This is a genomic window from Streptomyces sp. NPDC037242, from assembly GCF_055604165.1.
Window position 1 is genome coordinate 82,322 of record NZ_JBVJUY010000019.1, and the last position, 21,220, is coordinate 103,541.

Genomic DNA, 21,220 nt, shown 5'->3' on the forward strand with positions numbered 1-21,220 from the left:
CCACGGTCACGGTCAAGACTGGAAACGATCATGAACCAGGCCCCTTCCCCCCGCCGACGTCCCCGCCTCAGCCGGGAGCGCGTCCTGCGCGCGGCACTGGCGCTGGTGGACGCGGAGGGGCTGGCCGGCCTGAGCATGCGGCGCGTGGCCGAAGCGCTCGACGTGGAGACAATGGCCCTGTACCGCTACACGGCGAGCAAGGACGAACTTCTCGACGGGCTGGTGGAGATGCTCTTCATCGAGCTGGAGGAACGCCTGTCGGCCCCCGAGGCCACCGATGCCCCCGACCCCGCCGAGGCCACTGAGGCCGCCCCCGCGGTCCGTGGGGCCCTCCATCAGGTCGCCCGCGAGATGTACCGGGTCGCCGTCACGCACCCGAACGTCGTTCCGCTGTGCGCGACGCGACCCCTGGTGGTGCCGCTGGCCCGTCGGCCGTGGGCAGTGCTCCGCTGCCACGAGCGCCTACTCGACCTCCTCCTTGAGGCCGGGGTGGAGCCCGCGGCTGCCCTGCGGCTCTACCGGTCGTTCCTGTCCTGGGTCCTCGGCTTCATCGTCATCGACCTGCGCGCGATGGTGGACGACCCGAGCGAGACGGAGCCCGCCTTCCGGCTCGGTCTCCACCGCCTGCCCGCCCGGGACTTCCCGCGGCTACGGGCCCTCGGCCCGGAACTGGCCCGCCGCGGGGGCGAACCGGAACTCATCGCGGGCGTGGACGCCCTCATCGACGCGGCCATCGGCTCCTGAGCACGGGACAGGGCCCCCTGGAACTCCTCGGTAAAAGAATCTCCCCGAGCTCCCAGGAGGCCCTGCCTTCATGCATCGACTCTCAGATGAGGTACGGATCCGGTCAGATGGTGCGTAGCGCCATGGGGATCGAGTCGGCGTCCAGAGCGAATACGACGGTGTGCGTCCCATTGGCCAACAGGTACGCGCGCAGCTGGTCGCGTGCGTCGGCGATGGCTTCCTTGCCGGCCAGTCGATCCACGACCAGGCAGAAGAAGGGCGAGCCCGCGCGCAGTTGCTCTTCGGACAGCTCGTAGCCGGCCTGAGCCAGGGCGGCGTGGCGGTTCTGCTGGAACAGCTCGCGGAAGGCGTCGTCGGTGGCGAGCAGGTCGAGCAGTCTGTCTACGACCTTCGGTGGGATCCGTAGCTTGGTGTCCTGCACGGTTGACGGCATGGTGTTGTTCCCCCCAACAAGTAGGTGCAGAGCGTCAGTTGCGAACAACTGACGAAAACGATCGTCGGCGCTCAGCAGATCAAGCAACGATCGACGATGTCGACCGGAAGGTGCAGCTTCCCGTTCCCCCATGCCCGAGTCTGCATGGTAAAAACAATAACTGACCGTCGTGTGACACGGGGGCGATTCCGTGGCGCCGTCGAGACCGGATCCCGCCCTCTGGATCCGTCATCCGCCGAATGGATCCCGATGCGTATTCGCCGTTGTGCCGTGCTGTTTCTGGAGCCTCGCGAAGATGTGGATTTCGACTTGGGCTCGCTGCTGACCGGCGGTGCCGGCCTGAGCCGCACCCGGCGCTGGCTGGCCTTGGCCGCGCATCTCGACGCGGAGGTCGAGGTCGACGCGCCGCACCGCGAGTTGCTCGGCCGGCTGAGCCCCGGCGAATGGCGTGAGACCGACTCACTGGACACCGAAGAATCAGCCCTGGTGGCCGAGCTGATCCACAGCGGCCTGGTGATCGCCGACGACGAACGCCATCACGCTCATCGTGAACGCGACGACGTACTGCGCGCCAGTCATTGGTGGCCGCCCGCGGCGATGATGCACCGGCTCGCGCGCTGGGAGGGCTTGGACAGCGTCAGCAGCATGGAAGCCAACGAGATGACCACCGCCGCCGACCTACGGAGCAAGCTCGGCCCGCCGCCCACGCATGCACTCGGGCACGGGGACGCGGCGGACCGGGTGCCGTTGCCGCGCATCGACGGCAACGAGTTCGACGCGATGCTGGCGCGGCGTGCGACCTGCCGCAACTTCGACGGGGAGCGGGCGTTGCCGCTTGAGCTGTGCGCGCACATGCTGCAACGCGTGTTCGCCGCACAGTCGCAGGTGCGTGTCGACGACGACACCGTGTTCCTGAAGAAGCACACGCCTTCCGGAGGCGGTCTGCATCCGACCGAGGCCTACCTGATCGTGCAGAACGTCGACGGTCTCGCGCCCGGGCTGTACCACTACCACGTGGTCGATCACGCTCTGGAGCGCCTGCCCGCCCCGGACGAACCATTGGAGCAGTTCGCGCGCCGTGCCCTGGCCGGTCAGCACTGGTTCTCCAACGCACCCGTGCTGGCGGTCCTGGCGCCGCGCTACGCGCGCAGTTTCTGGAAGTACCGTCAGCACGCCAAGGCCTATCGCGCCCTGGTGCTCGACAGCGGGCACCTCTCCCAGACCTTGTACCTGAGTGCGACGGAACTCGGCCTCGGCGCCTTCGTGACCTCGGCGATCAACGAGATCGACATCGAGCAGGGCTTCGGCCTGGACCCGCTGGCCGAAGGCCCGCTGGCGATCTGCGGCTTCGGCTGGCGCGCACAGAAGATGACCACCACCGAATTCGATCCGGCCGAGGAGGTCTGGCTGAGAACGCCGGACGCAGCCGAAGAGAGCTGAGTCCGCCTGACGACCCCTGAGGCGACCTACGTCCTGCGGATGGTCGCGGCGTTCTCCCCTGCCCCGGAGCGGTCCCGACCGCTCCGGGGTCTCGGTCTCAACGCTGGGTGGTGACTACCACTGCCCGATGATGGGGGTGTCCGTGGGGTTACCGAAGCGGACGCTGTAGATCACCGTGTCGGAGTCCTTCGCGGCGCCGAAGAAGCCGGAGTCCGCCGGCCGGCGGACACCGATCTTGTCGGTACCGTCGCCGTTCCAGTCGCCGACGAGCGGCACGTCACCCGGGTTGCCGAACTTGCGCGACACGGCGACCGTCTTGTTGTCGGGTGTTGGTGGTGAACGCGCCGGTGTGGAGCTTGCCGGGCACCCATGTGGTCTTGGTCCGTCCGAAGCCGACCGCGGTCAGGTCGGTGCCGGCCGCGGGGGCGGTGGTGGCGCGCTTGACGGGGGCGATGTCGGTGACGACGGTCGCGAGGCGGGCCATGACCAGGTCGCGGTCGGTGGCACTCGCCGAGACCTCCACGACTTCGCGGGTCTGCCCGTTGCTGATTGGCCACCGCGTTTCTCGCGCAGCAGCTCGGTGACCTGGGTGAGGCGCCCGCCGAACATCGTGCGCTGTCCCTGACCACCCCAACGGCACACAGTGCACAGAAGCCCTGCACGTCACGCACTCCCCCGCTGCGCTGAAAATCGATCCTGCTGACTGCACCGTCTTCCTTAAGGTGTGGCGAGCGCATCCGCGAGACCGACCGAGGGAAATCACATGACGCAGCAGAGGGCCGTCTCGATAGAGCGGATGGACGGATCAGCCGCGGCGACGGTCGAGGACGCGTTCAGGCTGATCTATGCCGAAGCGTTCAGCGAGCCTCCCTACAACGAGACCGAGGACGACGTCGCCGCCGCCTTCAACCGCTTTCCTTCCCAGACCCGCAGGCAGGCCTTCCGCGCCGCCTTGGCCCGTACGGGGGACGGCGAGCCGGTCGGTGTGGCGTACGGGTTCCCGCTCGCAGCCGACACGGGTTGGTGGGGCGAGCTGACAGTGCCGGTGGCCGACGACATGCGGCGGGAGGACGGACACCGCACCTTCGGGCTGATGGAACTCGCCGTGCGCGGACCGTGGCGCGGGCAGGGCATCGCGCGGCGTCTGCACGAGACGCTGCTTGACGGCATTGGGGCCGAACGGGTGTTGTTGAACGTCCACCCGGGCAGCAGGGCGGCGTCGGCTGCCTACCGGGCTTGGGGATACCGCAAGGTCGGTGAGGCGCGGCCATGGGGGACGGTTGCGGACCTCAATGACGTGATGCTGCTCGACCTGCGCTGATTCATCGGCGAGCAGGTGGGGAACCTCGGGGGGAGAATCCACGCCGGCCTGGATCTGGGGCCGTTGTCCAAGACTTCCTCAAGGTCGGGCCAAGCTCGAAGCGGCGTCCCGCGCTCCGGCCGGGATGCATCTACTTTGTTCTCATATGACAGGAAATACTGAACGTCTTGCACCCCTTGGTCGGCGTCGGCTCGTCCGAGCTTCGCTGACGGGAGTGCTGGCGCTGGCCGCGGGTCTGGCGTCCGATGCCCCCGCGCCCTCGACCTCCGCCGGCGGGGAGGGGAGAGCACCACGGCCGACGACTCCCGAGTCCGCACTGCGGGAACTGGCTGCGGGCAATGCCCGCTGGCAGGCGCTCCACGAGCGGCATCCGGACGAGACGCGCTCGGTGCGCCAGACCTTGGTCTCCGGGCAGCATCCCTTCGCGGTGGTCTTGGGGTGCGTCGATTCCCGCGTCCCTCCGGAGCTGATCTTCGACCAGGGCCTGGGCGACCTACTGACGGTGAGGTCGGCGGGCTCGGTCCTCGATGAGGCGGTCCTCGCCAGCATCACGTACGGGGTCCTGGAGTTGGGGATCCCGCTCATCGTCGTTCTTGGGCATCAGTCGTGCGGGGCCGTCACGGCCGCGGTCCGCGCCGCCGAGGACGGGGAGTTGCTCCTCGGCCACATGCAGTACCTGGCTGACCAGATCCGTCCCGCGATCGACCCCGCCCTTCGCTGGGAAGCGCGCGTGGACGCCGCCATCACCGCGAATGTCCGACTGGTGAGCTCCCGCTTGGCCGTCGAGCCGACCTTGGTGGAGAAGGTTGCCGCGGGCGATCTGGCCGTCGTAGGCGCCCGGTACGAACTGACCAACCAGCGGGTCCACCGGATCCGCTGACCCCTTGCGGCCCGCCCGATGCGACAAGGCATCGTCACGGGTTGCTACTTCTGCGCGGCGCTCGCCTGGCAGGTCAGGTCCTTTGTGGGGAGCCTGCCCGTGGTCAGGTAGGCCGTGGCGGTCCTGTCCGCGCAGGGACTGCTGTCCGGTGCGTAGAGGACGCCGTGTCCCTCGCCGCCGGCGACGGTGAGCATCCGGGAGCCGCGCAGGACCCGGTGCATGGCACGGCCGGAGAAGAGGGGCGTCTGGGAGTCCCACTCGTTCTGCGTGATCAGCGCACCGACCTTGTTGTCGATCCTGGTCTGCGGCTCGCTGCCCTGCTCCCAGAAGGCGCAGGGTGTGATGGCGGCCGCGAAGTCGCCGTACAGCGGATACCGGGCCTTGTCGCGGACCGCCTCGCGGCGGTACCGCTCGGGGTCGTGCGACCAGGTGCGGGTGTCGGCGCACATGAAGGACCAGGCAGCGGACAGGTAGTTGTCGTCGGGCTCCTGGACCTGACCGGGCGTGCCGGGCGGATCCGGGTTCTTGTCCTGCGCCGCCTTCTTCAGCGCGGCGATCCGTTCGGCGGCCTTCTGGACGTGGAAGAACGTGCTGTTGTCGGCACGGATGCCGTCGCCGGTGAGCGTCTGTCCCTCAAAGGGGATGGGCGTGCGGTTCGCCCGCGCGACCAGGTCCCAGTAGGTCTTGCGCACCTTGGCCGGGGTGTCGCCCAGGCCATACGTCGTGTGCCTACGGGCGGTCCATGCGGTCCAGCGCGTGAAAGCGTGCTCGGCCGCCTTCGCCATGTCCTGGAACATCCCCCGGTAGATCCGGGTTGGGTCGGTAGCGCTGTCCAGCACGATCCGGTCGGCCCGCTGGGGGAACAGCTGCATGTAGACGGCGCCGAGGTAGGTGCCGTAGGAGGCCCCCAGGTAGGAGATGCTCTTCTCGCCCAGCGCGGCACGGATGACGTCCATGTCTCGGGCGCTGTTGCGGGTGGTGAGGTGCGGCAGCATGTCACCGGCCCTGGCCCGGCACTTGCCGGCGACGGTACGGGCCCGGTCCACGTCCTTCGCGAAGGTCTCCGCCTTGTACGGGTGGTCGGCCTGTTCCTCTGCGGTGAGCCCGCAGCTGACGGGAGAGCTCTGCCCGACGCCCCTCGGGTCGAAGCCGACGAGGTCGTACCGCCGCTTCACTTCCTCGGGGAACTTCATGAGCGGGTCGACGGGCAGCCGCAGTCCCGGTGCGCCGGGGCCGCCCGGGTTGAGCAGTAGAACGCCGTGACGCGCCTTCGCGCTGCTCGCCTTCAGCCGGGATATGGCCAGGCCGATCGTCCTGCCGTGGGGGTCGCCGTAGTCCAGCGGCACCTTGAGCGTTGCGCACTGAAAGGTGTCGGGGCCCTTGGCGTCGCAGCGTTTCCACTGGAGCTTCTGCTGCGTGTACTGCCGCAGGGGGTCGTTGGCGGTGGCGGCGGATGCCGTTGCGGGTGTCAGCGCCGAAAGTGTGGCCGCCGCGAGGCCGACGGCGAGTAGGGGGGCCTTGCGGGTGTTTCTGATTCGCACGATGGTGCTCGTCCTTGTCGAGGAGGGTGGGCAGCCGGTTCACCGGTGAGGAAGGGGAGGGCCGTTCCCGTTCCCGTTCCCGTTCAGTTCCGGTTCAGGTGCTCGCGGACGCACTGCGTGTACTCGTGGAAGGTGTCGGGCCGGTAGCACTCCTGCGTCTTGTTCGCGTACCAGACCATGAAGACGACGACCAGCCCGGACACCACGATCGCGAGGGACGACGTCACCACGGCGGTGACGGCCTTGCCCCGGCCCACACCGGTCTGCTTGGCCGTCATCAGCGCGCCGATGCCCAGGATCAGGCCGAGCACGGCGAGCGGGCCGCCGATGAGGACGACCGAGGTGCACAGGCCGATGATGCCGAGTGTCATGGCGGTCGTGGCCAGGCTGGTCTTCGGTGCTGTCAGGCCCGGTGCCATTCCGTTCCGTGCCGTCCGCGGCGGTGTCTCGATCTCCTGAGCGTTCATCAGCCCGTCCTTCCGTCCCGTCAACTGGTGAGGTGAGGCCCCGATTCTGGTTTCGGGGGCCTACGGACACATCACGGGAAGGCGGGAGGGTTCACTCCCCCGATCGGGGGAGGCCCTGGTGGGCCGTGCGGTCATACTTGCTTGACCATGTTCAGAGGAATCCGGCCGCTGCTGCGCGGCTCCACGTATTCGGGCGCGTTGTTCGCCTATTGCGGCGCCTTGGCGAGCCTTCCCCTGCTGCCTTTCGCAGCACTGCCGGCGGTGGCGTGGTCATCCGCTTCAGAGGGAGTGCAGCTCGCTCTGACCGTGCTGGTCTGGTCCGTACTGATCGGCTTGATCGGGCTGGCTCGTACCACGCGGCGGGTGCTGATCGCTTGCGCCCGGCGGATGCTGGCGGTGCCGTTGCCGGATCCCGTGGGCGAGCGGCGGCGTACGGGTTCGTCCGGTGACGGGGCGGCTTCTTCCACGGCAACGGCATCGGGCGGCGCCGAGCGTTGGCGGACCCCGCTCTGGCTGCTGTCGCATGTGGCGCTGGGGTGGGCAGGGGCGCAGCTGAGCGTGCTGCTGTTCATCGCGGGCCTGCTCCTTCCCGGCGGTTGGGCCGGAGCCGAGGCCGCCGTGAGTGTGAACGGCTGGTCGCTGCGGGCCGAGAGCGGTTGGCAGAGCTGGGCGGCGGCGCTCTGCTGCCTGCTGCTGGCGGCGGCTCTGTGCCTGGCTGTGACGTCCGCCCTGCGGTGGCTGGCGCCCAGGCTGCTGGGGCCGTCGTCGGCCGAGCAGCTCGCGCTGGCGGCCGAGCGGGAGAGGGTACTGGCCGAACGCAACCGGCTCGCCCACGAGCTGCACGACTCGATCGGGCACACCCTGACGGCCGCCACGATCCAGGCAGCGGTGGCGGGCGAGGTGCTCCCTGTCGACCCGGTGGCTGCGCGCGCCGCCCTGCGCAGCATCGAGGAGTCGACCCGGGCCGCCCTTGAGGACCTCGACTACGTACTGGGCATGCTGCGCGAGGAGAAGGCGGGGACGGCGCCCGCCCGCACCCTGGCCGACCTGCCCGAACTGCTCGACCGGCTGCGGCACGCGGGCGCGGTGGTGGAGCCGGAGCTGTCGGGCGACTACGCGCAGGTGCAGGGCACGCTCTCCCGGGCGGCGTACCGGATCCTGCAGGAAGGGCTGACGAACGCGCTGCGGCACGGAGCAGGCGGCCCGATCCGGGTCAAGGTGACGGCCGCACCGGACTCGCTGGAGCTCGACGTGGCCAACCGGACCGGAGCCGGGAGCGGAGGGGGCCCGGACGCCTTCCCGACGTCCGGGCACGGCCTGCCCGGCCTCTTTGAGCGTGTGCGGCTGCTGCACGGCGAAATCGAGGCCGGTCCGGACGGACCGGAGCACTGGCGGCTCGCGGTCCGGTTGCCCGTACGCTTGCCCGCATGACCGGCTCACAAGCGAGCGCAGTGAGCGCGACCGGCCCCGACGCGAGCGCAGTCGTCCCAACCGACACCGCAGGCGCCTCCCACTGCACCACCCTCCTGATCGCGGACGACGACGAGGTGACCCGCAGCGGTCTGCGCATGCTGCTCTCAAGGCAGCCCGGGATCGCCGTGGTCGGGGAGGCCGCCGACGGCGTCGAAGCGGTCGAGCGGGCACGGCAGTTGCGGCCGGACGTGGTCCTGATGGACGTACGGATGCCGCGCCTCAACGGCATAGAGGCCACCCGGCAGCTCCTCGCCGGACCGGCCGACCCGCCGAAGGTCGTGGTGATCACCACCTTCGAGAACGACGACTACGTCACCGCCGCCCTCAGCGCCGGGGCCAGCGGCTTCGTGCTCAAGCGGCTCCCCGTCCCCAAGATCGCGGAGGCGGTGCGGGTGGTCGCGGCGGGCGAGGCGATCCTCTTCCCGGCGGCCCTGCGCCAGATGGTCACCGCCCGGCCACTGGGATCCGCCGAAGCGCTGCCGCAGGCGGCGCTGACGGGCCGGGAGGAGGAGGTGCTGCGCCTGATGGCCACCGGTCGGTCCAACCCGGACATCGCGGAGTCGTGCAGGGTGAGCCTGGAGACGGTGAAGACGCACGTCGGGAACGTACTGGCCAAACTCGGTGCGCAGAACCGGACCCACGCGGTGGTGATCGCGTACGAATCCGGTCTGGTGGTGCCCGGGGTCACGGGCTGACGCGGCATCGGCTGGTCGGGCCCACACCGAGCTGCGCCGCCTCGCGCAGTACGGCGCCGGGGCGACGACGTGCGCGGGGCGATCGGCTTCTCCTCCTAGCGGGTGCGGCGCGAGCGGTTCAGGGCCCGGCCGCCCAGTGCAGTGCCGGTCAGCCCGAGCAGCAGGGCCACGTAGGCGCCGCCCAGGCCGTTGCCCGTACCGAGTCCGCCTTCGGCGGTGGCCGCGACCAGCCCGCCGAGGGCCAGGGCGATCGGCCCCGCGACCACGGCCACCGTGGCCCCGAGCGACCCGTTGGCCGTGCCGAGACGACCGGCGGGTCGGGTCAGCGCGAGCACGGCGATGACCACGGCGACCAGCCCCAGCAGCCCACCCGTGGTGGCGCCGAGCCGCCCGAGGCTGAAGTCGGCGACGCCGGCGGCGATCGGGCCCGGCTGGACCGAGGCGTGCGCTGCCGCCGGTGTGGCCGGCCCGAGGCCCGCGATCAGGACGGCAGCGGCCGAGGCGGCGGTGAACAGGCTGAACTGGCGACGAGTTGACATCGAGGTGCTCCTTCTCTTCCCACAACTTGTGTGGTTCGAGCATGTCGGCACGAGCCGCCGCAGGTCGTCCGGCAGCCGCAGGCACTTCGCGCTACCACGGACGCGGCAAGCGCAGCGGAACTACTGCGTGCGTGGTAGTCGGCCGCTCGTCCGCGCGCGGGATCCGCCCGCGTCGGCCTCCGGCTACTGTGCGCGCATGAGCAATAGACGGTTCCGCGTTCCGGCCGGTGTCAGAGACTGGCTGATCGCCGTAGGCGTGGCGGCGGCGCTGCTGGTCACCGGGCTGTCCGGGCAGCACTCCCCCACGGGCCTCGGCCTGCTCGGCTACGTACTGTTGGCGGTGGCCGGCCTCGCGCTGGCCGCGGGCCGCCGGGCTCCGGTCGCCGTCCTCGCCGTCACCGGCCTGTGCTCGGTGGGATACCAGGCGGCCGGCTTCGACGTGGCTGCCGTCGCGTTCCTCTTCGCGGTGTACGCGGCCATGCGGGCCGGACACCGCATCGTCACGGTGGCCGCGAGCGTGGCCGTGCTGGCGGCTCTGCCCCTCGCGGCCCTGGTCTCGGGTCTGCACGACACGGGTGAGGCGTTCGCGCAGGCCCGCGGCGCCCTTGAGATCGCCTGGCTGGTCGCGGCCGGGGCGGCCGGTGAAGCCCTCCGGCAGGCCGAGCGGCGCGCGGACGAAGCCGAGCGCACCCGGGAGGAGACCGCGCGCCGCCGGGCCGACGAGGAGCGGCTGCACATCGCGCGGGAGCTGCACGATTCCCTCACCCACCAGATCTCGGTCATCAAGGTGCAGTCCGAAGTGGCCGTCCACGTGGCCCGAAAGCGCGGCGAGCAAGTACCAGAAGCCCTCTTGGCGATCCGGGAGGCCGGCCGCGAGGCGGCCCGGGAGCTCCGGGCAACCCTGGAAGCCCTGCGCGACGACGACACGACCCCGCCGCACGGTCTCGACCACCTGCCGGAACTGGTGGAGCGGGCCGGCGGTGCGGGCCTGGAGGCCACGCTGACGGTCGAGGGGCAGCGGCACGACGTACCGGCCGCCGTCGGTCGCACCGTCTACCGGATCGTCCAGGAGTCGCTCACCAACATCGCCCGCCACGCGGACGCGACCACGGCATCGGTTCGCATCGACTACCGTCCCGACGCCGTCGCCCTCCAGGTGGACGACGACGGCAAGGCCACACCTGACGCCGCCCCGGTCCCCGGCATGGGACTGCTCGGGATGCGCGAACGCGTCACCGCCCTCGGAGGCCGGCTGCGGGCAGCACCGCGCGGCGGGGGCGGCTTCACCGTCCAGGCCGAACTCCCCGTGGAGAGAGCCTCGTGATCCGGGTCCTGCTGGTCGACGACCAACCGCTCATCCGCAGCGGATTCCGTGCGCTCCTCGACCTCGAAGACGACATCGAGGTCGTGGCCGAGGCCGCCAACGGTGCTGACGGGCTGGAGCTCGCGAGAAAGCATCTGCCCGACATCGCACTCATCGACATCCAGATGCCGGTCCTCGACGGCATCGAGACGACCCGCCGCATCGCGGCCGACCCGGCCCTGGCGGGGGTGCACGTCGTCATCCTCACCAACTACGGCCTGGACGAATACGTCTTCAACGCCCTGCGCGCCGGCGCCGCCGGGTTCCTCGTCAAGGACATCGTGCCGGAGGACTTCCTGCACGCCGTACGCGTTGCCGCGCGCGGCGACGCCCTGCTCGCGCCCTCGATCACCCGCAAGCTCATCAACCGGTACGTCAGCGAGCCGCTCCCCAGCACCACCGGCCCGGCGTTGGAAGAACTCACCGGCCGCGAGCGGGAAGCCGTCGTACTGGTCGCACAGGGCCTGTCCAACGACGAGATCGCGGACCGCATGGTGATCAGCCCCCTGACCGCGAAGACCCACATCAACCGGGCCATGAGCAAGCTCCAAGCCCGCGACCGCGCCCAACTCGTTGTCCTCGCCTATGAATCGGGCCTGGTCACGCCACGCAACTCCTGACATCCACTCGGCAACACCCCCGGTAGGCGCCCGCGACCGGCATCGTGCCGCACGACCATCAAGTCACGTGGGACAGCCTCTACTAAGCCTTGGCTGATGCGGCCGATCTGGCGGCCTGCTCGATCTTCGCGCGGTAGGCGGCACGGGCTTCCTCGTCGATGCGCTGCTCGTGTTCGGCGCGCAGCCCGGTCCGGCCGTCGAGGCCCTCGCGCAGGATGTCGGCGTGCCCGGCATGCCGGACGGACTCACTGAGGACATGGACCATGACGGCGAACAGGTTCGTGTTGTGATAAGGCTCCGGCCACCACGGCACGTGGCCGGGGGCGTCGAGGGGAAGCTCGTTGATCGTCGCGTCCGAGTGTTCCCACGTGCGCCGGTAGGACTCGATGATCTGATCACGCGTCTCGTCCTCGGTCGCCCACAGATCGCTGCCGTCGTGGTCCTGCCACCGGGGCAGCGGTTCCGGGGAAGGACGGTCGAAGACCTCGCCGAAGTACCTGGCCTCGACGCTGGCCAGGTGTTTGACCAGGCCGAGGAGGTTGGTCCCGGAGGCTGTCAGAGGCCGGCGGGCGTCGTATTCGGACAAGCCGTCGAGCTTCCAGAGCAGCGCCGTGCGGTCCCGCCGCAGTCGCCCGTGCAGATTGTCCTTCGCGAACTCATCGATCATGCGGCCTGAGCCTGCCATGGGCTGCTCGCGGTCTCAAGATCCCATCCGTGGTCCGCAACGACTGGCAGAGCCGAGGCCCGGCCACGGCCGCCGCCCTGACCTGCTTCGACTGATCGCCACCAGGCCGCAGCCGCAGACAGCCGGGTAGCGGCACCACAGGGGCGCACCGCCACCCCCGCTGTCTCGGGGTGGCGGCCCTTGGCCCGGTGGGCTGCCCGGCTACGGGGCAGGCGTGAACGCCGCGTCCGCCGCCACAGCCGGCCGCGGTGTCACGGCGGAGCGCTCAGCAGTTGCCGTCCGCCTGGCGCCCGGCGAAGCGGTCGGCGAGCCAGTTCGCCGCCGCGCCCGCCTCGCTGATTCCTCCGGTGATGTGGCCGCGGCCCGCAATCGCGTGCCAGTGGACGTCCGCGCCCTTCGCGCACCAGTCGGCGCGCAGTTGCTGGGCGACGGCGTACGGGATGAACTCGTCGCTGACCGCGTGGTACTGGTACACCGGCGTGGCCGGTGCGCTCCTGCCGAGCTTGGACTGGTTCATCCGGGCCTGCCAGTCGGGCTGGGCCAGCGGATTACTCGTGGTCATGTCGGAGATCCGCCTGAAGGAGCCGCCGATCGTGTCGATCGCGGCGCAGTGGGTCTTGAGGGCGTCGACGAAGGTCTTGCCCCTGGGGTTGAGATAGGAGTCCAGCTTCAGTTCCGGGAAGGCCGCGTCGTGGCCCGCGGCGGCCATGAAGACGAGGCCGGAGCCGACGCGGCCGTTGTTGGAGTCCATGACCTTGAGCAGGTCCGCCGGAACCCCGCCGGCCGCCACACCCTTGACCTGGAGTTCGGGGGCGTACGAGCCCTTCAGCTCGACCGCCCAGCCAGCGGCCTGGCCTCCTTGCGAGTACCCCATGATGCCGACCGGTCCGGAGGCCGACAGTCCTGCCTCGGGCAGCTGCTGGGCGGCGCGTGCCGCGTCGAGGACGGCGTGCCCCTCCGAGGGGCCGACGGCGTAGGTGTGCGGGCCCGGGGTGCCGAGGCCCTCGTAGTCGGTGACGACCACGGCCCAGCCGCGCTGGGTGAGCCGATGGATGAGATTGCCCTCCGAGGAAGTGCCCTTGGGGAAGTGGTCACTGGGCGCGCAGGAGTCGTCGAGGCCGACCGTGCCGACGGCATAACTGACCAGGGGACGGGGGCCGCTGCTGCCGTCCTGCGGGACGATCACGGTGCCGGAGACCACGTCGGGGGCGCCATCGGCGGTGGTCGAGCGGTACTGGATCTTCCAGGCCTTGGTGTTGGTGGCCTGGCCCGGCCGCGGGTGGAACGACGAGGGGGCGCTGGCGACCAGGTCGCCGGGCAGGGCGGCGGCGACCGCCGCGTCGGCCGAGGCGTGGGTGGTGGTCGCGGGCATCCCGCCCGCCAGGGCCAGGGCGGCCACGGCGGCGAGCGCGGTGCTTCGGATGCGCATTCGGGTACGCATGGGGGCTCTCCCAAGGGGTCCGTGTGTGCGGGGGCGAGGAGACCGGACTGCCCGACCGGCGGGAAGACCGCCGGCCCGGCAGCTCAGCTTTGCGGACCCGCCCCCTCGATCCCGCCCCGTCCAGCCCGGCGCCGGGTGCGCCGGGGCAGCGTCACCCGAAGGAGGGCACCACCTGAGTCTGCGTCAGTACCAGGCGCCGACCCGCGAGACGGTGAGAGAACGGAGTCGGCTCCCTGAGCTGGACAATCACGTTGACCGGGGCAGGCTGCCGGGACGAACACGTCTTCGTTCTTGAGAGCCAGGGTGAGTCCGACTACGTGGTCGCCATGGCCGTCGGCTGGACGGAAGGGATACTCCGCCGCACTCAGCAGAGCTTCTTCCATCACTTCCACCCCGCCAGGCCGATGACCTGGCCCAGCGAGCCTCTCCCGGATGTCGACGCCGGCCTCAACATCGCCTCGGCACAGGAACTCATCGACGCACTACGCGCTGACGAGAACGCCATGATCCGACGAGAGCGCAACCGCTGGGTCTACGTGGTCATGACGCGGGTGATCCGCCCCGACGGACCCGAGGTCACCGGAGCGGGCGTCTTCCTGACCGGCGCCGACGCCGAGGAGGCCCAAGCCGTGATCGCCGCGAGGTCGGTCGACTGCTGGATCGAGGAGCTCCCGATCGCGATCTGACGCCGGGATGACGATGATCGATCCGCTCCACGGCTGAATCCACTGCGGACGCGGCCGGGGCGGTGGGCGTGGCGTCGGGATTTGTGCGGGTTGTCGGGTGATGATGCCGCAGTGCGACTTGATCACGTGTCCTATGCGGTGGCCCGCGACAGCTTCGTCTCGACCGTCCAGTGGATCGGATCGGCCCTCGGCGCCGGATTCGTCGACGGAGGCGTGCACCCGCGGTTCGGCACCCGCAATTTCATTCTCCCGCTGAGCGGCGGCACCTACGTCGAGGTCGTCACCACACTCGACCACCCCGCCGCCGACCGCGCGCCCTTCGGCCAGGCCGTCGCGCGCCGCGCCGCCGAGGGCGGCGGCTGGCTCGGTTGGGTGGTCTCCGTCGACGACATCACCCCGGTCGAGGCCCGGCTCGGCCGCACCTCGGCCGAGGGCCACCGTGTCCGCCCCGACGGGTTCGACCTGAGGTGGAAGCAGATCGGCCTGCTGGAACTGATGGAGGACCCGCAACTACCCTATTTTCTCCAGTGGTTGGTCCCCATCGAGGAGCGCCCGTGCGCCGACCCGCGCACCTCCACCACCATCCACGGGGTCTCCATCGCCGGCGACGCCGCCTCCATCGCCGAATTCCTCGGCGAACCGGCCGACCACCCCCTCGACCAGATCGACGTCACCTGGGTCGAGGACGAGGAACCGGGCCTGGTCTCGGTCGAGTTCGCCACCGCCCGCGGCCCGGTCACGATCTGACCGGGGCGGCCCGGCCACACGAGGCGACAACTCGCCACATGGGTTCAGGAGCCGATGAAGCGGGTGGCACCCACGAACGGGCGGTTCGACAGGGGCTCTTCCCTCACCTTCTCCCCCGTCTTGGGTGAGTTGATCATCATCGGTTCGCCCTTGCCGTTCCTGCCGACGTAGATGCCCACGTGGGTGACGTTCGAGGTGCTGCTGCCGAAGCCCACGACATCGCCGGGCCGGAGGTCGGCCGGCGTCGTGATCCGCTCGCCCTCGGCCGAGCCGGCGGGCGCCGCGCCGCCGCCCGCATCGAACTGCGGCTGGCTGTCACGCGGGATGGTGATTCCGAGAGCGGAGTACACCTGGCTCGTCAGCCCGGAGCAGTCGTACCCGAACCCGGCCGTGCCGGACCACAGGTATTCCAGACCCAGGAACTTGCGCGCTTCGGCGACCACGTCTTCGCCGGTCACTCCGGCCGGCGGGACCTTCGCGAGGTCGCCGCGCCGGAAGTAGATCGGCCTGCCGTCGTTGGCCCGGGCCTCCACGACGGACGGGGCGCCCGCGACGGGCTTCACGGCGAACTCCGTGTTGAACGAGTACTCGGAGCCTCCCTTGGACGGCGCCCCCTCCGCCAGCGCCTGACGAGAGCCGTAGCCCCAGGCCGTCGGGCTGGTGACGCGCTCCAGGGTCGTGCCGGACGGGGCCTTCTTACGGAGCTTCGTCAGCTGCCGATCGGGTACCCAGCCGGGGTAGCCGGCCGTGTCCCTGGGCGTGGGCTGGCCGTGGACCACCACCTTGTCCCAGAGCACGCCGTCCTTGGTCTTCGTGTCCACCACGGTGACCCGGCCCCCGTACAGAGCCTGCGTCTCACCCGCAACGTCTCGGCGCAGGTTGATGTCGTGAGACATTGCGGCGAACCAGCCCCGGATGTCCACCGGGTTGGTGAGCGCCTTCGCGTCCACCGTCCGTACGCCTTCGGGGCTCACCCAGATCTGGGCGACGGACACGTCCACGTAGCAGGTCCTGGCACCCTTGCAGGCGGCCGAGGCCGCCGAAGCGGAGGCGTCTGCGGCTGGGACGTCATGCGCCAGGGGAACCAAGGCCATGACGGCACCGACGGCCAGGGAAAGCGCGGCATTCGAGAGGGGCATACGACGATTGTCCCGCGCGAGCGCCAACGGACCAGGGACCGGTCGGCCGACCATACGGCTGATATCGGACATGCGGACGTGCCGGCCAACCGCCGCGTCCGCGACGGCCGCCGACCAGCTTTGCTGGGCGGATCCGTGTGAGCGAGAATGCTCGGCATGACGACTTGACTCGCCTGGTGTTCCGCTTGCCGGATCCACACCGGCAATGTGGTGTACGTCCCGCGGAAGCAAGTCCTGGTCGACGTCCTCGCCTCTCTTCCTCATGAGCAGCGAGAGCGGATTCTGCGTTCGGAGACGCGACTGGTCGAGTTCCTGGACTGCCAGGCACCGGCATCTCCCGGCTGGGAGCAGCGGAGTATAGGTCGTCAGTAGAGCGATAAATATTGGTGTGTACCAGCCCACATCTTGCCCTTACGCCCCGTCGCCGACGGGTGGCCAAGGCTGTCCGGCGGCGGGCTGACGGCCCCACAGGCGTGTGCCGACTGGGTCGGGAGGGCTCCGGCAGGCGCAATGGGCCGGTGCGGCCCGGCTCTTCTCTGTTTAGGGAATCGGCCATCCATAGTCACCTTCCAGCCACTACCGCCCCGCGCGAGGGCCAGTTTCAGCGGAAAATTGACTGAAAAGGGCCCTATAAATCGCCAGATGGGTGACAACCGGGCGGGAGCAGTCAATTCCGTTTTGACTGAACTTTGGCGATCTTCAAGACTGCGCCCACCGACCATCCCGCACCCATCGGGAACTGCATGCGGGACCTAGCAGGGGGAAACCGAAAGCAGAATGAAGAAGAGCTACTCGAACTCCGGTCGCATGACGAAAGCCGTCGCGCGCGGGCTCGTGACGGCCACCGCGCTTGCCGCCGTCAGCGGCGTGGCCGCCCCGCTCATCGCGCTCGCCGCCCCGTCCGCCGCCTCGGCCGCCGCCGGGATCGGGACCACCGACAAGCAGCGCGTCGACGCCGCTGCCGTCGTGCGCCTCGACCCGAGCCCGGACGTACTGCTGCTCAGCGACATCGACTTCATCCACGCCCTTTGGCAGAAGGCCCGCGACGGCGGGGAGGCCTTCGACTCCGTGCGGCTGGCCGCCGAGGGGGCCATCATCAGCGACGTGGCCGACGAGCACGTCGCGTTCATCACCACCGGCATCCACGAGGCGTATGCCGTCGACAAGCAGCGCGAGAAGGACAAGGCCGACGCCGCCCGCGCCGCCCGGCTCGCCAAGTCCCAGGTCCTGATCGCGGTCGGTATCCCGAACAGCCCCGACCTACTCGACCTCAGCGACGACAACTTCATCCGCGCCGTGATGCGGCACGAGGCCGCCGGTCCGGAGGTCCGCGCCGCCGCCGCGACGGCCCTGGCCGGCGACACCGCCGCCTGGCAGGAGTTCATCACCAACGGCGCCCGCGAGGCCCACCAGCGCGACGTGGCCAGGGAGCTCAAGGAGCTGGAGGAGCGCAATCGCGAGGAGGCCGAGCGACGCAAGGAGCAGGCCGCCCGCGCCAACACTGCCGCCCTGTTCCGTGTCTCGGCGAGCGAGGCCATGCTGGTCCTCAGCGACGACAACTTCATCCGCGAACTGCTGCGCGTCGCACCCGCCGACGCCAAGGAGAGCGAGCTGTACGCGGCGGGCCAGCGCGCGGTCCTCAACCCCGACCCGGCCGCGTGGAAGCAGTACATCCACACCGGCGCCGAAGAGGCGTACAAGAAGGACGACGAGGCTCGCCGCAAGAAGATCGCCGACGCCAACCGCCTGCTCGTCACGCAGATCCAGGCCGCGGCCGAGAAGACCGGCGTGAACCCGAACCTGGTCGCGGCCGCGAAGACGGCGCTGGCCGCCGGCGACGAGGCCGTCGCGCAGTTCCTCAAGGAGGACAGCCTCTACCGGGCCAAGCGCCAGACGCTCCAGCCGGTGAACGCCAAGCTGCCCGGCTTCGTCGTCCGGCAGTCCGGCGTCGACGCCGGCGAGGCGTTCATCGCTCCCGTGTCCGCCGGCTCCAAGCAGGCCGACCGCGAGGACGCCACCTGGGTCGTGGTGCCCGCCCTGGGCGGTCAGCCGAACTGCTACTCCTTCGAGTCCGCGCGCAAGCCCGGCCACTACCTGATGCAGAAGGACCTGCGGGTCCGGCTGACCGCCAGCGACAACAGCGCGCAGTTCCGCAAGGACGCGACCTGGTGCGCGAAGAAGGCCCTGGTCGGCTCCGGTACGTCGTTCGAGTCGGCGAGCCAGCCGGGCCGCTTCCTGCGGCAGTACCAGGGCGACCTGTACGCGGCCGACAAGAGCGCCAAGAACCGCTTCGACGCGGAGAAGGACTTCGCCCTGGACGCCACCTGGAAGGTCGCCACCCCGCTCGCGCGCTGACCGCAGCCGCCGCAGCAGAATCCTTTCCTTCCACCTGAGAAGAACGGAAACACCCCATGTCTCGGATCATGCGATCCGTTCTGGCCATCGGGGCCAGTGCCGCCGTGCTCGCCGCCGGCGTGACCGTCGCCGTCGCGGCCGCAGAGCCGTCGACCCCGTCCACCATCGCGTCGTCCGTCACCGCCGCCATCGCGTCGCCCCCGGTCGTACAGCTCAAGGCCGAGCACAGCGGCAAGTGCCTCGCGATCGGCAACGCCAGCATGCGCAACGGCACCAACGCCGGCCAGGCCACCTGCGCCGGCGACAGTGAGAACCAGAAGTTCGACATGGTGCCCACCGGCGCGGGCACCTTCGAGCTGAAGTTCAAGCACTCCGGCAAGTGCCTCGACGTGGAGAGCTCCGGCACCACGAACGGCACCGTCGTCCAGCAGTGGTGGTGCGTGGGCGTGCAGAACCAGCGCTGGCGCCTCGTGATGGTCGACATCGCCAACGAGCTGTACGAACTGCGGCCCGCCCACACGGCGGCGAACGCGCAGCGCTGCCTGAACATCGCGGCCGCCAGCAAGGACGACGGCGCCGCCGCGCAGCTGGCCTCGTGCAGCGGTTCGGCCGCCCAGAAGTGGCGCATCCAGCCGGTCACGGCAACCTGAGCATCCAGATCCCGCGAGAGGAAACCGATCCCATCATGTCTCGGATCATCCGGGCCGCCCTGGCCGTAGGCGCCACCTTCGCCGTGCTGGCCGGCACCGCGACCGCCGTGCAGGCCGACGGGGACACCGATGCCCGTGCCGCGGCCGAAGCCGCTCGCCTCGCGGCCGAGGCGGCGCAGCGGGCCGCCAACGGCGATCCCGCCGAAGCGGCCCGCGAGGCTGCGCTCGCGGCGCGCGCCGCAGCGCAGGAAGCCAATTCCCGCGCCGCGATGGCGCCGACGGCCATCACGCTCACGGCCGCCCACAGCGGCAAGTGCCTTGACGTCGAAGGCGGCAAGACCACGGACGGCATCAACACCCAGCAGTACACCTGCAACGGTAGCGACGCCCAGAAGTGGAGTGCCGTCGCCGCGGGGGGCGGCAGCTTCGAGCTGCGCTCCGTCCTCAGCGGCAAGTGCCTCGAGGTACAGCAGCAGGGCACCAAGCCGGGCTCGGCCGTCCAGCAGTTCACCTGTGGGAAGGGCGCACACCAGCGCTGGCAGTTGGTGCTGGTCGACCCCGTCCGCAAGCTGTACGAGGTGACGCCGATGCACGCCGCAGGCATGTGCCTGGACGTCCCCGGCGGCAAGAAGGACAACAGCATCGACACGCAGCTCTACACCTGCAACCGGTCCGACGCCCAGCTGTGGCAGGTCCAGCAGGTCAAGTAGGCCTGCCGAACGGGGGCGCGCGTGAGCGCTCCCGTCGACGTCGCGGAGGGGCAGGGCCGGGCGTACGGACCTGCCCCTCTTCGGCTTTGAACATTCTTCTTCCTCAAGGGGGTCTTCAGTTGAGTCGTCAGTGGTGGGGTGCGCGGACGGCGGCGGCCGGCGTGCTGGCCGGCGGGATAGCGGTCGCGGGCGTGGCCCCGGCGTGGGCGGACGCTCGCATCGCGGTCGCCGCGTCGTCCTCTGCGTCTTTGTCCTCCGAGTCGATCACGGAGCAGACGCTTTCGCCCGAGCTGGCCGCGGCCGTCGAGGAGGCGCGCCGACGGGTGACGTCGATGGCGAAGACGCACCCGGCCGCCGAGGTCCGGACGTCGGCGTGGAACGCGCTGCGCAGTACCCGCGGCGACGAGGCGCTCATCGAGTGGCTCGCGCCCGGCGGAGGCTTCGACTACGCCAAGCAGCGGGCCCGGGACACGCGCGCCCGGAACAAGGCGTTCTGCGAGCGCGTCGTGGCCACGCACACGGTGGGGTTCTCCCCCGAGGTACGGGCGGCTGCCGCGCGGGCGCTGAAGGGGAGCGTCGCCGAGCAGGCGGCGTTCGTGAAGACGGGGTACGCCGACGCGCAGCGGCGTGACCGCGCCGCACGCGAGGCCACCGAACAGCAGCGGCTCGAAGTCGCCGCCAAGGACCGGGACTTCGTACGCACCCTCGGTGAGGACGATCCGGGCGAGCAGGTACGCGTCGCGGCGCAGTGGGCGCTGCGACCGGGTGCCACGGACACGGACGTGGCGGAGTTCTTCGGCTACGGGTGGGCCACCGGCGCGGCGTTGGACCTGGAGGGGTACCGGACGCGTGTGGCCGACGGGGAGACTCTGCGGCACCACACGCTGACGCTCCTGATCCGGGAGGCCACGGCGGCCGAGGAGGCCGTCAAGGACGCGGCGGACGCGGCCCAGGCCCGCGCCGCGGCGGAGCGGGCCTGGAAGGCGGTGTCCGCACACGCCGACGCGGCGCGGCGCGCATGGCTGGCCGAGCAGACCGCGGCCGCCGCGCAGGCGGAGAACTGGCGGGCCGTGGCCCTGCTGTCCCGGGAGTCCTCGGCGGAGCTCTGGAAGGCGATCTCGGGCACCGCCGAGACCAACCAGGGCGCCTGGGCCGGGGAGCAGGCCGGGGCCGTCGACGCGGCGGCGTTCTGGAAGGCCATGTACGACCGGGCCCAGAACGGCGAGACCCGAGCCCGGGGCTGATCCCGAGGATCCGGCCGGCCCATGGCGGGCCGGCCGGACGCATTTGA

23 protein-coding genes are annotated in these 21,220 nt (G+C 70.4%); 14 read left to right on the forward strand and 9 right to left on the reverse strand.

Translation table 11 applies throughout. From position 1 onward, the window contains the following. The first annotated feature begins 30 nt into the window (after window positions 1-30). A complete protein-coding gene (locus tag ACZ7GJ_RS22790; RefSeq protein WP_470754179.1) occupies window positions 31-744 on the forward strand; it encodes a TetR/AcrR family transcriptional regulator in 714 nt (237 codons plus the stop codon). A gap of 103 nt (window positions 745-847) precedes the next feature. Here ACZ7GJ_RS22790 and ACZ7GJ_RS22795 read toward each other — a convergent pair whose 3' ends face one another. Beyond that, entirely contained in the window at window positions 848-1,177 is a 330-nt protein-coding gene (locus ACZ7GJ_RS22795; RefSeq protein WP_470754181.1) for an NHLP-related RiPP peptide, read from the reverse strand. A gap of 249 nt (window positions 1,178-1,426) precedes the next feature. Here ACZ7GJ_RS22795 and ACZ7GJ_RS22800 point away from each other — a divergent pair, with 249 nt between their 5' ends. Beyond that, window positions 1,427-2,617 carry a putative peptide maturation dehydrogenase gene (locus ACZ7GJ_RS22800; protein ID WP_470754182.1) on the forward strand — a complete coding sequence of 397 codons (1,191 nt, stop codon included), beginning with the start codon at window positions 1,427-1,429 and terminating at the stop codon, window positions 2,615-2,617. A gap of 114 nt (window positions 2,618-2,731) precedes the next feature. Here the strand turns inward: ACZ7GJ_RS22800 and ACZ7GJ_RS22805 are convergent, their stop codons facing one another. Further along, complete coding sequence (locus ACZ7GJ_RS22805; RefSeq protein ID WP_470754184.1) at window positions 2,732-2,923, reverse strand: hypothetical protein; 192 nt, start codon at window positions 2,921-2,923, stop codon at window positions 2,732-2,734. Then, a complete protein-coding gene (locus tag ACZ7GJ_RS22810; protein ID WP_470754186.1) occupies window positions 2,895-3,140 on the reverse strand; it encodes a hypothetical protein in 246 nt (81 codons plus the stop codon). The genes ACZ7GJ_RS22805 and ACZ7GJ_RS22810 overlap by 29 nt, the downstream gene beginning before the upstream one ends. A 240-nt stretch (window positions 3,141-3,380) precedes the next feature. Here ACZ7GJ_RS22810 and ACZ7GJ_RS22815 point away from each other — a divergent pair, with 240 nt between their 5' ends. Then, window positions 3,381-3,938, forward strand: a complete 558-nt coding sequence (locus ACZ7GJ_RS22815; RefSeq protein WP_470754188.1) for a GNAT family N-acetyltransferase — start codon at window positions 3,381-3,383, stop codon at window positions 3,936-3,938. A 145-nt stretch (window positions 3,939-4,083) separates the two neighbouring features. After that, on the forward strand, window positions 4,084-4,818 hold the full coding sequence (locus tag ACZ7GJ_RS22820; RefSeq protein WP_470754190.1) for a carbonic anhydrase: 735 nt from the start codon (window positions 4,084-4,086) through the stop codon (window positions 4,816-4,818). A gap of 44 nt (window positions 4,819-4,862) precedes the next feature. Here ACZ7GJ_RS22820 and ACZ7GJ_RS22825 read toward each other — a convergent pair whose 3' ends face one another. Together ACZ7GJ_RS22825 and ACZ7GJ_RS22830 are read right to left on the reverse strand one after the other, a co-directional pair. Next, complete coding sequence (locus ACZ7GJ_RS22825; RefSeq protein WP_470754307.1) at window positions 4,863-6,353, reverse strand: alpha/beta hydrolase; 1,491 nt, start codon at window positions 6,351-6,353, stop codon at window positions 4,863-4,865. An 89-nt stretch (window positions 6,354-6,442) separates the two neighbouring features. Next, entirely contained in the window at window positions 6,443-6,826 is a 384-nt protein-coding gene (locus ACZ7GJ_RS22830) for a DUF4190 domain-containing protein (RefSeq protein WP_470754191.1), read from the reverse strand. A gap of 288 nt (window positions 6,827-7,114) precedes the next feature. Here ACZ7GJ_RS22830 and ACZ7GJ_RS22835 point away from each other — a divergent pair, with 288 nt between their 5' ends. After that, window positions 7,115-8,257, forward strand: a complete 1,143-nt coding sequence (locus ACZ7GJ_RS22835; protein WP_470754193.1) for a sensor histidine kinase — start codon at window positions 7,115-7,117, stop codon at window positions 8,255-8,257. Beyond that, window positions 8,254-8,994: a response regulator transcription factor gene (locus ACZ7GJ_RS22840; RefSeq protein WP_470754194.1), complete on the forward strand. Its 741-nt coding sequence runs from the start codon at window positions 8,254-8,256 to the stop codon at window positions 8,992-8,994. The genes ACZ7GJ_RS22835 and ACZ7GJ_RS22840 overlap by 4 nt, the downstream gene beginning before the upstream one ends. Before the next feature lie 95 nt (window positions 8,995-9,089). Here the strand turns inward: ACZ7GJ_RS22840 and ACZ7GJ_RS22845 are convergent, their stop codons facing one another. Then, window positions 9,090-9,533: a DUF6223 family protein gene (locus ACZ7GJ_RS22845; RefSeq protein ID WP_470754196.1), complete on the reverse strand. Its 444-nt coding sequence runs from the start codon at window positions 9,531-9,533 to the stop codon at window positions 9,090-9,092. A gap of 196 nt (window positions 9,534-9,729) precedes the next feature. Here ACZ7GJ_RS22845 and ACZ7GJ_RS22850 point away from each other — a divergent pair, with 196 nt between their 5' ends. Both ACZ7GJ_RS22850 and ACZ7GJ_RS22855 read left to right on the forward strand, forming a co-directional pair. Next, complete coding sequence (locus ACZ7GJ_RS22850; RefSeq protein WP_470754197.1) at window positions 9,730-10,857, forward strand: sensor histidine kinase; 1,128 nt, start codon at window positions 9,730-9,732, stop codon at window positions 10,855-10,857. Then, on the forward strand, window positions 10,854-11,516 hold the full coding sequence (locus ACZ7GJ_RS22855) for a response regulator (protein ID WP_470754199.1): 663 nt from the start codon (window positions 10,854-10,856) through the stop codon (window positions 11,514-11,516). The genes ACZ7GJ_RS22850 and ACZ7GJ_RS22855 overlap by 4 nt, the downstream gene beginning before the upstream one ends. 82 nt (window positions 11,517-11,598) lie before the next feature. Here ACZ7GJ_RS22855 and ACZ7GJ_RS22860 read toward each other — a convergent pair whose 3' ends face one another. Together ACZ7GJ_RS22860 and ACZ7GJ_RS22865 are read right to left on the reverse strand one after the other, a co-directional pair. Further along, a complete protein-coding gene (locus tag ACZ7GJ_RS22860; protein WP_470754201.1) occupies window positions 11,599-12,183 on the reverse strand; it encodes a DinB family protein in 585 nt (194 codons plus the stop codon). 283 nt (window positions 12,184-12,466) lie between these two features. Continuing rightward, window positions 12,467-13,630 carry a lipase family protein gene (locus tag ACZ7GJ_RS22865; RefSeq protein ID WP_470754308.1) on the reverse strand — a complete coding sequence of 388 codons (1,164 nt, stop codon included), beginning with the start codon at window positions 13,628-13,630 and terminating at the stop codon, window positions 12,467-12,469. Between the two features lie 263 nt (window positions 13,631-13,893). Here ACZ7GJ_RS22865 and ACZ7GJ_RS22870 point away from each other — a divergent pair, with 263 nt between their 5' ends. Then, window positions 13,894-14,328: a hypothetical protein gene (locus ACZ7GJ_RS22870; protein WP_470754204.1), complete on the forward strand. Its 435-nt coding sequence runs from the start codon at window positions 13,894-13,896 to the stop codon at window positions 14,326-14,328. Window positions 14,329-14,439: 111 nt separating this feature from the next. Further along, entirely contained in the window at window positions 14,440-15,075 is a 636-nt protein-coding gene (locus tag ACZ7GJ_RS22875; RefSeq protein ID WP_470754205.1) for a VOC family protein, read from the forward strand. A 44-nt stretch (window positions 15,076-15,119) separates the two neighbouring features. Here ACZ7GJ_RS22875 and ACZ7GJ_RS22880 read toward each other — a convergent pair whose 3' ends face one another. Then, window positions 15,120-16,214 (reverse strand): C40 family peptidase, encoded by a 1,095-nt coding sequence (locus ACZ7GJ_RS22880; RefSeq protein WP_470754206.1) that lies wholly within the window; start codon window positions 16,212-16,214, stop codon window positions 15,120-15,122. An 807-nt stretch (window positions 16,215-17,021) separates the two neighbouring features. On the opposite strand from ACZ7GJ_RS22880, the gene ACZ7GJ_RS22885 reads away from it, so the two are divergent. The 4 genes from ACZ7GJ_RS22885 to ACZ7GJ_RS22900 all read left to right on the forward strand — a co-directional run bounded on the left by ACZ7GJ_RS22885 (window position 17,022) and on the right by ACZ7GJ_RS22900 (window position 21,173). Further along, window positions 17,022-18,569: an AbfB domain-containing protein gene (locus tag ACZ7GJ_RS22885; protein WP_470754210.1), complete on the forward strand. Its 1,548-nt coding sequence runs from the start codon at window positions 17,022-17,024 to the stop codon at window positions 18,567-18,569. A gap of 68 nt (window positions 18,570-18,637) precedes the next feature. Continuing rightward, a complete protein-coding gene (locus ACZ7GJ_RS22890) occupies window positions 18,638-19,219 on the forward strand; it encodes an RICIN domain-containing protein (protein ID WP_470754212.1) in 582 nt (193 codons plus the stop codon). 35 nt (window positions 19,220-19,254) lie between these two features. Next, window positions 19,255-19,929, forward strand: coding sequence for an RICIN domain-containing protein (locus tag ACZ7GJ_RS22895; RefSeq protein ID WP_470754213.1), 675 nt, complete (start codon window positions 19,255-19,257; stop codon window positions 19,927-19,929). Between the two features lie 119 nt (window positions 19,930-20,048). Continuing rightward, window positions 20,049-21,173 carry a hypothetical protein gene (locus ACZ7GJ_RS22900; RefSeq protein ID WP_470754215.1) on the forward strand — a complete coding sequence of 375 codons (1,125 nt, stop codon included), beginning with the start codon at window positions 20,049-20,051 and terminating at the stop codon, window positions 21,171-21,173. Window positions 21,174-21,220 lie beyond the last annotated feature (47 nt).